The organism is uncultured Sulfitobacter sp., from assembly GCF_947497275.1.
GTDB lineage: Bacteria > Pseudomonadota > Alphaproteobacteria > Rhodobacterales > Rhodobacteraceae > Sulfitobacter.
This window is the reverse complement of record NZ_CANMFS010000001.1, coordinates 403,855-416,709: the sequence shown is the minus strand read 5'-3', so window position 1 is coordinate 416,709 and position 12,855 is coordinate 403,855. Positions and strand designations below refer to the sequence as shown.

General features: G+C 60.6%; 10 protein-coding genes. 8 read left to right on the top strand and 2 right to left on the bottom strand.

Going from position 1 to position 12,855, the window contains the following annotated elements; all coding sequences use genetic code 11:
* Positions 1–21 precede the first annotated feature (21 nt).
* The 3 genes from Q1A06_RS01965 (at position 22) to purL (ending at position 4,181) form a co-directional block, all read left to right on the top strand.
* Positions 22–918, top strand: a complete 897-nt coding sequence (locus Q1A06_RS01965) for a LysR family transcriptional regulator (RefSeq protein WP_299558113.1) — start codon at positions 22–24, stop codon at positions 916–918.
* Positions 919–1,343: 425 nt separating this feature from the next.
* Entirely contained in the window at positions 1,344–1,814 is a 471-nt protein-coding gene (locus tag Q1A06_RS01960; protein WP_299558111.1) for a hypothetical protein, read from the top strand.
* A gap of 207 nt (positions 1,815–2,021) precedes the next feature.
* On the top strand, positions 2,022–4,181 hold the full coding sequence (gene purL, locus Q1A06_RS01955) for a phosphoribosylformylglycinamidine synthase subunit PurL (RefSeq protein WP_299558109.1): 2,160 nt from the start codon (positions 2,022–2,024) through the stop codon (positions 4,179–4,181).
* Here purL and Q1A06_RS01950 read toward each other — a convergent pair whose 3' ends face one another.
* Both Q1A06_RS01950 and Q1A06_RS01945 read right to left on the bottom strand, forming a co-directional pair.
* Positions 4,182–5,447 carry a VWA domain-containing protein gene (locus Q1A06_RS01950; protein WP_299558107.1) on the bottom strand — a complete coding sequence of 422 codons (1,266 nt, stop codon included), beginning with the start codon at positions 5,445–5,447 and terminating at the stop codon, positions 4,182–4,184.
* Positions 5,448–5,520: 73 nt separating this feature from the next.
* Positions 5,521–6,426, bottom strand: coding sequence for a MoxR family ATPase (locus Q1A06_RS01945; RefSeq protein WP_299558854.1), 906 nt, complete (start codon positions 6,424–6,426; stop codon positions 5,521–5,523).
* Positions 6,427–6,674: 248 nt separating this feature from the next.
* On the opposite strand from Q1A06_RS01945, the gene Q1A06_RS01940 reads away from it, so the two are divergent.
* The 5 genes from Q1A06_RS01940 to Q1A06_RS01920 all read left to right on the top strand — a co-directional run bounded on the left by Q1A06_RS01940 (position 6,675) and on the right by Q1A06_RS01920 (position 12,847).
* Positions 6,675–7,727 carry a glycosyltransferase family 2 protein gene (locus tag Q1A06_RS01940; RefSeq protein ID WP_299558105.1) on the top strand — a complete coding sequence of 351 codons (1,053 nt, stop codon included), beginning with the start codon at positions 6,675–6,677 and terminating at the stop codon, positions 7,725–7,727.
* Complete coding sequence (locus Q1A06_RS01935; RefSeq protein ID WP_299558103.1) at positions 7,724–8,353, top strand: hypothetical protein; 630 nt, start codon at positions 7,724–7,726, stop codon at positions 8,351–8,353. The genes Q1A06_RS01940 and Q1A06_RS01935 overlap by 4 nt, the downstream gene beginning before the upstream one ends.
* Positions 8,353–10,752, top strand: a complete 2,400-nt coding sequence (locus Q1A06_RS01930; RefSeq protein ID WP_299558101.1) for a glycosyltransferase family 2 protein — start codon at positions 8,353–8,355, stop codon at positions 10,750–10,752. Before Q1A06_RS01935 ends, Q1A06_RS01930 begins: the two co-directional genes overlap by 1 nt.
* Positions 10,752–11,807 (top strand): glycosyltransferase family 2 protein, encoded by a 1,056-nt coding sequence (locus Q1A06_RS01925; RefSeq protein WP_299558099.1) that lies wholly within the window; start codon positions 10,752–10,754, stop codon positions 11,805–11,807. Before Q1A06_RS01930 ends, Q1A06_RS01925 begins: the two co-directional genes overlap by 1 nt.
* Before the next feature lie 101 nt (positions 11,808–11,908).
* Positions 11,909–12,847 carry a phosphoadenosine phosphosulfate reductase gene (locus Q1A06_RS01920; RefSeq protein WP_299558097.1) on the top strand — a complete coding sequence of 313 codons (939 nt, stop codon included), beginning with the start codon at positions 11,909–11,911 and terminating at the stop codon, positions 12,845–12,847.
* Positions 12,848–12,855: the final 8 nt, after the last annotated feature.

The following is a 12,855-nucleotide window of genomic DNA, read 5'->3' as shown; positions in this document are numbered from 1 at the left end:
GCAAGCAATAAGAGATGCACCATGGATTGGGACAAGCTGAGAATTTTTCACGCGGTCGCGGACGCGGGGTCACTGACCCATGCGGGTGACAAACTCAATCTGTCGCAATCCGCCGTCAGTCGTCAAGTGCGCGGCCTCGAAGAGCAGCTTAACACGAACCTGTTTCATCGCCACGCCCGCGGCCTGATTCTCACTGAACAGGGCGAATTGCTATTCGATGCCACGACTGCAATGGCCAGAAGAGTCGATGCCGCCTCCGCTCGGATCCGCGACAGCGAGGAAGAGGTATTCGGCGAGTTGCGTGTGACCACGACGACGGGCTTTGGCACATTATGGCTCGCACCGCGCTTGTCCAAACTCTATGACCGCTATCCCGATCTCAAGGTCGACCTGATGCTAGAAGAGAGGGTGCTCGATCTGCCGATGCGTGAGGCAGATGTCGCGATCAGGCTCAAGGAGCCGTCTCAGGCTGATCTTGTCCGCAAACGGCTGATGACGGTGCGAATGTGTCTGTTTGCCAGCCCTTCCTACCTCGAAGCCAACGGTATGCCCGAACGGCTCGACGATCTGGCCGCACACCGGCTGATCTGTCAGAACACCCATACCAACCAGGTGGGCGCGGGCCTTCACTTGGTGCAGCAACTGATGCTCTACGAGATCAGGTCTCTTTTGACGGTAAACAATTACTTCGGCGCGTTGCAGGGGGTCATCAACGATCTCGGCATCGGTGTATTACCGGATTACGTCGTTCGGGACTTCCCCGATCTGGTTCGGGTGCTGCCCGAAGTCGAATCGGCCGAAGTGCCAGTGTTTCTGGCGTACCCGGAGGAATTGCGTCAATCCAAACGCGTGGCCGCGTTCAAGGATTTCGTTCAGGACGAGATCATCACCTACCGCAAACAGTTGGTGCAACGGTAAATGCCTCTGCGCCCTGTGCGCACGCGCATTGCGTCCGCCAGTCACACCAAGCCATGCAAAAACTGCATGGCAGACATGCCGCTGCGATTGCAAAAACTGCCTTGATTGTAAGCAGCCTGCACCCTAACTGAACATCATAAGGTTTTTGACGCTCCCGAGCGACATACTTTATACCTCCCTGTTGGACTTGGCCGGGCCTGTGTGCCCGGTCTTTTTTTTGGCCTGGTATCAGGCAATACCGGTCAGCCTGACAGCACCATCAAAACCGTCGAAAAACTAACGTGAATATATTTCCCATGTAAATCATGGGGTTGAATTGCTAATCCAGATATATGAGCACTGCGGTCCGGAACCTTCTCGCGCCCTTCCCGTTATACTCCCGACGCCAGCATCGACTGGAAAACAACCACGAAGGAGACCTCACAATGACAAGCAAGTTCTTGATGACAACCGCAACAATCACCGCCCTGATCGCCGCTCCGATGGCCTACGCACAGACCACGACCGAAGAGATCACCCCGGCAGACATTTCACAGACACGCGCCGGTGTGGGCATTGCCGAGTATGACCCCACAGGTATGTCCGTCACGCAGGAAGAATATGACGTTCTTTCCGCATCCGTAGGCAAACCGCTGCTTACAACGGCGAACGAAGCGATCGGCACGATCACCGGCGTCGGATTCGACGGTCAAGGTAACGTCGAACTGGCGGTGGATCTGCCGGAAGACACCGATTTCGAGGCAGACTTGATGCGCCTGCGACTGCTTCCCGGCAGCGTTACTCTAGTCAACGAGCAAGTCATCCTCGACACGACTGTCGACGCGCTCAAAGTGAAAGTCATCGGCGATGACGCACAGGGTGGTTCCGACCGCGAAGTCACCATCTCGGTGATGTAAACTTTCGACATAACGAGTACCAGGCGCCTGCACTTCGATGCGGGCGCCTTTACGCGTAAGTAACCCTCGCCCATTCTCTGTCCGCGCAGATGAAAACCCGCGCATACACCGCTTACCACTGTCTCGCGATCCGCTCTTTCCCCTGTATCCGACCTGCCCTATGAGGGGGGCCAGGTTTGATCAGCTTCAGCTTCGGGGAATTGCCACATGTCGGAACCAGCCATAACGCCAGATATCATTTCCGCACATGGGCTGAGCGACAGCGAGTACCAGACCATTCTCGATCTGATCTCGCGGGAACCGACCTTTACCGAGCTGGGCATCTTCTCCGCGATGTGGAACGAGCACTGTTCTTACAAATCCTCGAAGAAATGGTTGCGCACGCTGCCGACGACCGGTCCGCAAGTCATCTGCGGCCCCGGTGAAAATGCCGGGGTTGTCGACATCGGGGACGGTCAGGCCGTCGTTTTCAAAATGGAATCGCACAACCACCCATCCTATATCGAACCCTATCAAGGGGCGGCGACAGGCGTAGGTGGAATTTTGCGCGATGTATTCACGATGGGTGCTCGTCCAATTGCGTCGATGAATTCCCTCAGCTTCGGCGCGCCTGCGCATCATAAGACCAAACAGCTTGTCCACGGTGTTGTTGCTGGTGTTGGCGGCTACGGCAACTGCTTTGGCGTTCCGTGTGTCGGCGGCGAGGTGCGGTTCGACCCCGCGTACAACGGCAATTGTCTGGTCAATGCCTTCGCGGCGGGTCTCGCGGACGTGGATAAGATTTTTTACTCTGCTGCCTCAGGTGTCGGCATGCCAGTCGTGTATCTGGGTGCCAAAACGGGCCGCGATGGCGTCGGCGGTGCGACAATGGCTTCGGCTGAGTTTGACGACACCATCGAGGAAAAGCGCCCGACCGTTCAGGTCGGCGATCCGTTTACGGAAAAGCGACTGATGGAAGCGACTTTGGAACTGATGGCGACGGGGGCCGTGATTTCGATTCAAGACATGGGTGCCGCCGGTCTTACCTGTTCGGCGGTCGAGATGGGCGACAAGGGCGACCTTGGTGTCATCCTGGACCTTGAAAAGGTACCGACCCGAGAAACCAACATGACCGCATACGAGATGATGCTCAGCGAATCACAAGAGCGGATGCTGATGGTGCTCCGTCCGGAGTTGGAGGCACAGGCAAAGGCCGTGTTCGATAAATGGGACCTCGATTTTGCCATCGTTGGCGAGACAATTGCAGAGGACCGCTTCGTGATCCGACTGAACGGCGAAGTGAAAGCGGATCTGCCGCTCAAGGCGCTGTCTGGAACGGCACCGGAGTACGACCGTCCCTGGATCGAGACGCCCGTGCCATCGGCGCTTGGCGACCAGCCGACTATCGATCCCATCAAAGGTCTGACCGCCCTGCTCTCCAGCCCGAACTATGCCGGAAAATCATGGGTATACGAACAATATGACACGATGGTGATGGCCGACAGCACCCGCACGCCCGGATGGGGTGCGGGCATTGTCCGTGTGCATGGTACCGACAAGGCGCTGGCGTTCACCTCGGATGTCACCCCCCGATACGTCAAGGCAGACCCGACGATGGGCGGTCGGCAGGCCGTGGCCGAAGCCTACCGCAATCTCACGGCCGTCGGTGCCACGCCACTTGCCACGACCGACAACCTGAATTTCGGCAATCCCGAAAAGCCGGAAATCATGGGTCAGCTGGTTTGCGCGATCAAGGGCATCGGCGAGGCGGTCGCCGCCCTCGACATGCCAATCGTGTCCGGCAACGTGTCGCTTTACAATGAAACCGACGGATCCGCGATCCTGCCGACACCCACAATCGGTGCCGTCGGACTTTTGAGATCGCAGGACGATATTATCGGCTTCGACGTGCGCGAAGGCTACGTCGCCCTGCTGCTGGGCGAGACGAAGGGGCATCTGGGCCAATCCGCACTGCTTGTCGAGGCGTTTGGCCGTGCCGAGGGCGAGGCGCCGCCCGTTGATCTGCAAGCCGAAGCCACGCATGGCGATTTCATCCGCGCCAACCGCGCGCAGATCGCCGCCTGTACCGATCTGTCGGATGGTGGTCTGGCCCTTGCAGCCTTCGAGATGGCGAACCACGCACGTCTCGGCCTGACGCTCGGCGTTGATGATACCGCCCTGCTGTTCGGCGAGGATCAGGCCCGATATCTCATCGCCGCGACGCCCGAGAATGCGGACGCCTTGCGCGCCAGTGCGCTTTCGGGTGGCCTCGTGCTGGCCGAGGTGGGGTGTTTCGGTGGCGAGAGCCTGCAACTTGGCGGCGATGGTGCGCCATTGGCAGAATTGGCCGAGATCTACCGCGCAAGCTTTGCGGCGACCGTGACCTGACTACGCACCTTCAATCATCTGCATCAGCCGCGCTTTTTCGCCCGAGTCGTCGGGCCTGGAAATTGCAGCGGCCAGCGCTTCGAGCGATGCGATCGAGTGACCGGCACGAAAACTGTCGACATGCGGCAGCATTGCGCGGATGCCTGCCGCCTTTGGCGCAAAACCATCCCAGCGCAGCAGCGGGTTAAGCCAGATCAGACGCCGCGACGACAGGTGCAGCCGCTGCATTTGCCGCGCCAGCGCGCCGGGATCGTCGCGGTCCAGCCCGTCGGTGATCAAAAGCACCACCGCCCCCTGCCCCAGCACCCGCCGTGACCAGTCGCGATTGAAGGCCTCGATGCTGCGCCCGATGCGCGTACCGCCTTCCCAATCCTGCGCCTGCGCCCCCGCCGCCCTGAGCGCGGCGTCCACGTCGCGGGTCGAAAGATGGCGGGTGATATTGGTCAGCTGCGTGCCGAAGGTAAAAGCATGTACCTGCGCCCAGCCCGCGCCCCTCTCGTTGGCCACCGCGTGCAGGAAATGCAGGATCACGCGGCTATATTGGCTCATGGAGCCGGAAATATCGCACAGCACGACCAGATTGGGCCAACGTGGTTTCGGTGTTTTGAGGGCCAACGCATCCATCTCGCCGCCCCGCTTCATCGCCGCACGCATCGAGCGGGCCACGTCCACCCGGCCCTGACCGAAACTCGCCGCGCTGCGCCGGGACGGCAACGGCTTGATGGGCAGCCGCAGCTTGGCCAACATCCGCTTCGCCTGCGCCATCTCCGCAAGGCTCATCTGCTCGAAATCGAGAGTCTTGAGCCGCTCGGAGGCGGACATGGTGAGCGAGGCGTCCACCTCGACCATCGTGTCTTCTTTCCTGTCCTTTTCGGGCTTTTCATGCTGGGGCGCTTCGGCACCGTCCAGCAAAGCCTCTGCAGCCCGCTTCTCGGCCGCCTGTGCAGGACGCTCTTCCTGCACCCCGCGAATAGCCGGTAGCATCGCGGCCATCATATGTTCAAGATAGCGCGGGTCGCGCCAATAGAGCCTGAAAAGTTGTGCGAACACCCGTCCGTGTTCCGGTCGGTTGACGAAACAGGCGTGCAGCGTCCAGTAAAAATCCCGCCTTTCGGTGAAGCCTACCGCCTGAACGGCGCGGATCGCGTCGATGACCCGACCTGGCCCGATGGGCAGCCCGGCCCGCCTCAGCGCGCGTGCGAAATGCATGATATTGGCGGCGAGGCGCGGGTTTTCCGGCAACTCGAGAGGAACATATTCGGCCATCAGCGCACAACCTGCTCGCCGCGGGTGTGTGGGCATGTCGGAATTGGATATTTATAGCCAAAAGAAATAGGCATTAGGCATCGAGGCTCGATCTGGCTTCGTCGAGGATCCGTTTGGCTTCGGACCCCTGCAGCTTCGCGATGTCGTCTTGGTATTTCAGGATCGCACCCAGAGTGTCGGCGATGGTTTCGGGACTGAGCGTGAGCACATCAAGGGCCAGGAGGCATTTCGCCCAGTCGATTGTCTCTGCAACGCCGGGTTTCTTGAACAGATCTTCCGTGCGCAGTTTCTGCACGAAGGCCACGACCTCCCGGCTAAGCGATTGGGCCGCTTCGGGCGCCCGGGCGGTCAGGATCTCCATCTCGCGGTCGAAATCGGGATAGTCCACCCAGTGGTACAGACAGCGCCGCTTGAGCGCGTCGTGAACCTCGCGGGTGCGGTTCGATGTGAGGATGACGATGGGGGGTTCGGGCGCCTTGATCGTTCCCATCTCCGGGATTGTGACCTGAAAATCACTCAGCGCCTCCAAAAGGAACGCTTCGAACGGGGCATCCGTTCTGTCAAGCTCGTCAATGAGCAGAACGGGGGCGCCGTTTTCGTCCGGACGCAGAGCCTGTAGCAACGGGCGCTCGATGAGGAAGGCGTCGCTGAACAATTCTTGGGTCAGCGCCGTGCGATCCGCGTCGCCTGCCGCTTCGGCCGTGCGGATCGCGACCATTTGTGCAGGAAAGTTCCATTCGTATACTGCCGACGCCGCATCAAGCCCTTCGTAGCATTGCAGACGGATCAGACGACGCTCCATCGCGGCGGCAATCGCCTTGGCTATTTCGGTCTTGCCAACGCCTGCCTCGCCTTCCAGAAACAGCGGGCGACCCAATCGCAGGCTGAGAAATACCACTGTGGCCAATGGCCGGCCACAGACATATCCCTGCCGCGCCAGCATGTCTTGCACTGCGTCAATGGATGTTATTTCCTTCACGGCATTCGCCCCCTTCAGCGTCGTTCGCGCCAGAAGGCCACCCCGCGGGCGCGCGGTCAAGGCCCGCCGTGCTCGATTTGTCACCCGAGGCCCGGGCCACGGTACCGTGAAGATTGACGTAATCGGAGGGAAATGGCATCGTGTTTACCAGTATAAAAGAGGTTTGGGGCAGACCTGCACCCGAACCCTTAATGAGGCGGACATGAGCAACCTTAAGACATGCGCGGCCGTGCACCGCGTACATCGCCATGGCGGATAATCCGACAATCACCGCCATAACCTGCGTCAAGAATGAAGGCCCCTTCTTGCTGGAGTGGATTGCATTCCACCGCATCCTTGGCGTGACGGATTTCCTGTTTTACTCGAACGATTGCGACGATGGGACGGATACTCTTCTGGATGCGCTGGCGGAACAGGGTCTTGTCGTGCACTTGCCGAACCCTGCCGAGGGACGCAATTATCAGATGGAGGCTTTGAAGGACGCCAAGGCGCGCGATGTCGTGCGCACCGCCGACTGGGTCTGGATCGCGGATGTCGACGAATTTCCCAATATCCATGTGGGCGATCACAGTTTTGCCGCGTTGATCGACGCGTGCGGCAATCCACAGACCATCAGTCTCAATTTTCAGTTCTTCGCCAACGGCGATATCGAAGGTTTCGAGGACAGGCCGGTGATCGAGCAATTCACCCGATGTCAGAATCCTGATCTGTGGTGCGGTGAGGCCGCAATCGAGGTGAAGTCATTGGTGCGCGATGATTTTCCCTTGCAGTACTACGGCGCCCACCGGCCATTCTTCAAACCGAAGGTGAAGAAAAACGCCCGGCCTTCGTGGACAGACGGATCAGGGCGCCCGGTGCCGCACCGGTTTCTCGTCGCGGCCAATCCGCGCCGCATCCGTCGGTTTCCGGCCGCCGGCGCACGCCGCTTCGCCACGTTGAACCATTACGCGCTGCGCAGTCTTGACAGTTATCTGGTCAAGAACGATCGCGGCGACGTGAACCGCGAAAACCGCGATTTCGACGACACCTACTGGCGCGAGCGCAACGATCCCGCTTGGGAGGACACCTCCATCCACCGCTATCTTCCTGCGTTGAAGAGGCAGGTCGAGGCATTGAAATCACTTGGTGACATAGGCGCTCTGCACGATGCCTGCGTTGCCGCCCATATCGCACGCCGCGATGCGTTGATGGAGCGTCCGGAGTACCGCGCGATGCGCGAACAGCTTCTTGCCGCGTCGAAGTTGCCACCGCAGGAAGAAGAGATGCTGCGCGATCTTGGCTTGCTGGAACCCGCACGATGAGCCGGCTCAGGATCGTCAATCTGGGTTTGCCTAAGACCGGCACGACGACGCTCGCGCGCGCGCTGAAAATCGCGGGCTTTCGCGTAGCCGATCACCGGATCCGCCCGCGCCAGACGGACAACAGTGCGCTCGCCGATGCCTACGTCGCGGATGTACTCTATCGGGGCTATTTCCTGACGGGGGATCCGGGATCGGAGTTCGACGATTTCACGGCGCTGACCGAACTGAGTTGTCTGCGCGAGGGCAAGTCGCTCTGGCCCCAAATGGATTTCGCGCTGATCGACGCGATCCGCACCCATCACCCTGATGTTCGCTTTCTTGCCTCGCGCCGCCATAGCTGGGACGTGTCGCAGTCGATGCTGGCATGGTCCGATCTCGGCACGGACCGCCTGCCCGCGTCCGATATTCCTGGGCTCCCCGAAGGTTATGGCGAGACGACCAGAGAGCGCGTTCAGTGGATCGATGGGCATTACGCACATCTGAACGCAGTGTTCGCCGGAGATCCCGCTTTCCTGGAATTCGACGTCTCGGATCCGGGCGCGCGCGACGCCGTCGCGGCGCATGTGGGTGCTGATCTGACCTGGTGGGGTCAGGCGAACGCGAACACGCAGCACCGGGCGGTCTGATGCGCATCGTCCTGCATATCGGGCTTGAGGAATTGAGTGCCGCGCGGTTGCAATCGGTACTCGCGGCCAAGCGGGACCAGTTGATCGGCAAGGGCGTGCTGTTTGCCCGCAGCCCCGGAAACAAAAACCACACACGGCTCTTCATGGCCGTAACGGACCCCGGTCATGTGGATCCGCTCCGCTTCAACCGTGGCTATATCCCCGTTGAAAAGCAGGATGTTCTGCGCGCCACGGTGGCCGAGGATCTGGCCCGCGAGGTGACGCAGCACAGGCCCGATACGCTGATCCTGTCCTGTGCCCAGCTTGGCACCAGCCTGCGCACCGCCGATGAGGTGGCACGCCTGCGCGATCTGCTTGTCCCCCTGTCCGACGATATCCGCATCGTGGCGCATGTGGATCATCCCGTGGCGATGCTTGCGCGCAGCTACGCCGAACAGATCCTCGAAGGGCGCGGCATCACATTGCAGGCTGAACTCGATCTGGTTGGCGGCGCAGGCTGGTGGCAAAGCGCGCTGGACGCCGCTCCGCCCATCGACCCGGCCGCCGGCGTTTTCGCCGAAACTCAGGCGCCGGTGCACTGGATCGACTTGCCTGCGCTGGTGGCGTTCTGGGAGGCCGGGTTTGGCAGCGGATGTGTCACGTTGCGCAGCTATGATGCCGAAGCTTTCGCGGCGGAGACGGTCACTGACGAAATCTGCGCCACGGTCGGCATCGCGCAGACTATCGGACGCGCACCTGCTGTTGTCCTTCCGTCCATGCCTGCCGCTGCCAGCCTGGCGCGAGGGCGGCAGTTGAACGCGTTGATCCTGAAAGTGCTTGCGGGCCGCAAACGCATACTGCCCCGCCAGTTGTGGCGCGCGCTGGTACAGGAGGTCGCAGTTGACGGCCCGCCGATGGACATCGCATCGCTTCACCCCATCGCAGACCATTTCGCCCCCGGCCTCGCGCGCCTGGTCAAGGCGCACCCGACGCTGGACCCCCACACGTTCACCGCCCCCCCCGCCAAGGGGCTATGGGCGGAGGCTGACCCGCTCTTTGGATTTCGCGCCTCGCAATATCTGCTGGGCTTCATGTGGCGCATCGACAAGGCGACGCAGCAGGAACAGCAGACAAAGGCGTCTGATCTGGAGAAACTCACCAATGCGGTGGATGGTGCGCTCGCACCGCCGGAGGCATCAATCGCCGGTCTATCGGACGCCGACGCACCCGATGCGCTGACACAGGCCGCGCGCGATATCATGCCCCCCCTTGCGGTGCAAAACTACGAGAAGCTGCGCAAATCCTCTTTCGCCCCGCACAACAGGATGGGATCCGTCGACGAAGAAACGCGCGCCCCGGCCTATGCCCCGGTTGCGCAGCGCACATTGCCCGCCGGCAGCAGCGGCACCGTCATTGTCGGGTGCATGAAGAACGAAGCACCCTATATCGTCGAATGGGTCGCCTATCACCGGGCGATGGGGGTGGACAATTTCCTCATCTATACAAACGGGTGCGAGGACGGCACGACAGAAATCCTCGACCGGCTTCAGGAAATGGGTATTCTGCAACACCGCAACAACGACGCGTGGAAAGGGAACTCGCCCCAGCAGTACGCGCTCAACCAGGCGCTCAGGGAACCGGTGATCAAGAACGCCGACTGGATCATCCACATCGATGTGGACGAGTTCATGAACGTGCGCTGCGGCAACGGCACGGTGCAGGATTTTCTCGACGCGGTGCCCGATGCCACCAACGTCGCAATGACGTGGCGGCTGTTCGGACACAACGGTGTGACCGATCTCGCGGATGATTTCGTGATCGACCAGTTCGATACCTGCGCGCCGAAATACTGCCCCAAGCCGCATACGGTCTGGGGCTTCAAGACGATGTTCAAGAACATCGGCGCTTACGAGAAAATCTCCTGTCATCGCCCAAACAAACTGGATGCCTCGTTTAAATCCCGCGTCAAATGGGTGAACGGATCAGGCGTCGACATGACCAACGAAGCTGCGGAAAACGGCTGGCGCTCGTCCAAGAAATCCATCGGCTACGATCTGTTGCAACTCAACCACTACGCACTGCGCTCTGCCGAGAGCTTTCTGATCAAGCGGCAGCGCGGACGTGCGCTGCATGTGGACCGCTCCATCGGGATCAACTATTGGATTCGCATGGACTGGTCGGATTTCAGCGACAACACGATTAAGCGCAACCTGCCGCGCCTGCGGCTCGAATACGACCGTTTGATGCAGGATGAAACCCTGCGTGGCTGGCATGAAAGCGGCCTGCGCTGGCACCGGGCCAAGGCGGACGAGCTGCACCAGAACCCCGAATTCGCTGATCTCTATCGTGAGGCGCTCAAGGTCAAACTGACCGAGACGGAGCGTGTCGCCTACGCGCTGGCGCTGGATATGGAAAGCTGATGCGTCATCTGGCAATCCTGTGCGTGCGCAACGAGGGCGCGTTCCTGCTTGAATGGTTGGCGCATCACCGCGCGATCGGGTTCACCGATTTCCTCGTATTTTCAAACGATTGTGATGACGGTACCGATGTGATGCTCGACCGGCTGGACGAGATGGGGATGCTCACCCACCTGCGCAACGATGGTCCCTACGACAAGGGCGGCATCCAGTTCACGGCACTCAAGATCGCGGGCAAACACAGCGTCGTTAAACAGGCCGACTGGATCCTGCCGCTCGATGTCGACGAATTCGTCAACATCCGTTGCGGCGATCATACATTGTCGGCGCTGCATGCGGCCATTCCCGACGCCACGGCGATCACGCTGACGTGGCGGCTGTTCGGTGCGGCGGGACAGGTGCGCTATGCCGATGCGCCCGTGCTTGACACGTTCCAGCGCTGCGCACCTGCGGTGATGTACTGGCCCTGGCGCGCGGCAATGTTCAAGACGCTGTACCGCAACGACGGCACCTACCGCAAACCCGGTGTCCACCGCCCGCGCGACCTCAACGAGCGCAAGATCGACCGTGCGCATTGGTTTGACGGCAATGGCACCCGCCTGCCCGACAAGTTCCGCAGCAAGCGGATATTCTCCAACTTCGGACAGGACAATTACGGGCTGGTACAACTGAACCACTATCCGCTTGGCGCTATGGAAAGCTTTGTACTCAAAGCAGATCGAGGGCGGGCCGTGCACAGCGATCAGCTTCTGGGACTCGACTACTGGATCGAGCGGAATTTCAACACCGACACCGATACCACCATCCAATCCATGTCCGGACCGCGCGCGCACGCCCTTGCCGAATTGCGCGCTGACGCGATCCTGTCACGGTTGCACGATGACGCCGTCACATGGCGCAAATCGCATTTCGAGGCATTGCTGAGGCGCGAGCCCTTTCGCGCGCTGTTCGGGCGGCTGATGATGGCGCCCCCATCCCGGCCCGTGTCCCGGGAAGCCGCGCAATTTATGGCCCATCACGCCAATCTTGCCCGAAAGACCAACGCCGAAACGCCTTAATCCTACGCAAATCCTTCCCATTTTCGCCGCATTGGCCCTGTAGTGTTTCGTCTAATCCGCATTCGATCAAAGCGGAATTCGAGCCTGTTGAGGAAAGAGCCATGAGCGAGAACCGCCTGACATTCGATACGTCGCTTGCCGGCATGAAGAAAGCCGACTGGCTGTCGGCGGTCGAGACGCTGTGTGACGAAGACGGCTATTTCGAGCGGCTGGGCAGACGTCACTATGCCGCTTTCGTGGAAAAATCCGATACGCTGCTCGTCACTTTCGAAACCCTGCAAGGGATCCCCGCGCTTTCCTCGCTGGCGCAGCCCTTGGGATGGGAGATGATGCAGGACAACGGGTGGTCGACGCTGTGCATCGCATCCGACGGCGACACCTGGTTTCGGGACAAATCCGTCTATGGCTACTTCGACCGGCTGATCGACGACGGATTCTTCGATGAGTTCGAGCGTGTGGTTTTCTACGGTGCCGGCCCCTGTGGCTACGCCGCCGCTGCCTTTTCGGTGGCGGCACCGGGCGCACGGGTGCTGGCTGTCCAGCCGCAGGCGACGCTCGATCCGCGCGTGACCGAATGGGACGACAGGTTCGTCGAGATGCGGCGGACTGATTTCACCTCTCGCTACGGCTATGCGCCCGACATGTTGGATGCCGCCGATGCGGCCTACATCGTCTACGATCCACGTGAGCGTCTCGATGCCATGCACGCGGCGCTTTTCACCCGGCCCAATGTCTGCAAATTGCGCATCCGCCACATGGGCGGCGCGATCCAGACAGACCTTCTGGAGATGGACCAGCTGCCCGCACTGCTCGGCGCGATCGCAGATGGCACCCTGGACGAGGTGGCGTTCTCAAAAATGATGCGGGCTCGCCGGATGCACCCGCCCTATTTGCGCAACGTCTTGGCCGCGCTCGACAATGACGGGCGCGATGTTCTTGCCCTTGCACTGGCGCGCAACGTCACCGCCCGGATGCACGCGCCGCGCTTCGTCCGCAGGCTGAACGAACTCGAAGCGAAAGCCGCCGCTCAAGACGACTAGTGCTTTTG

Excerpts from the sequence above, each read along its gene's own strand:
- Q1A06_RS01925 (WP_299558099.1), top strand. The coding sequence starts at position 10,752 with ATGCGTCATCTGGCAATCCTGTGCGTGCGCAACGAGGGCGCGTTCCTG.
- Q1A06_RS01960 (WP_299558111.1), top strand. The coding sequence starts at position 1,344 with ATGACAAGCAAGTTCTTGATGACAACCGCAACAATCACCGCCCTGATC.
- Q1A06_RS01920 (WP_299558097.1), top strand. The coding sequence starts at position 11,909 with ATGAGCGAGAACCGCCTGACATTCGATACGTCGCTTGCCGGCATGAAG.
- Q1A06_RS01935 (WP_299558103.1), top strand. The coding sequence starts at position 7,724 with ATGAGCCGGCTCAGGATCGTCAATCTGGGTTTGCCTAAGACCGGCACG.
- Q1A06_RS01930 (WP_299558101.1), top strand. The coding sequence starts at position 8,353 with ATGCGCATCGTCCTGCATATCGGGCTTGAGGAATTGAGTGCCGCGCGG.
- purL (WP_299558109.1), top strand. The coding sequence starts at position 2,022 with ATGTCGGAACCAGCCATAACGCCAGATATCATTTCCGCACATGGGCTG.
- Q1A06_RS01940 (WP_299558105.1), top strand. The coding sequence starts at position 6,675 with ATGGCGGATAATCCGACAATCACCGCCATAACCTGCGTCAAGAATGAA.
- Q1A06_RS01950 (WP_299558107.1), bottom strand. The coding sequence starts at position 5,447 with ATGGCCGAATATGTTCCTCTCGAGTTGCCGGAAAACCCGCGCCTCGCC.
- Q1A06_RS01965 (WP_299558113.1), top strand. The coding sequence starts at position 22 with ATGGATTGGGACAAGCTGAGAATTTTTCACGCGGTCGCGGACGCGGGG.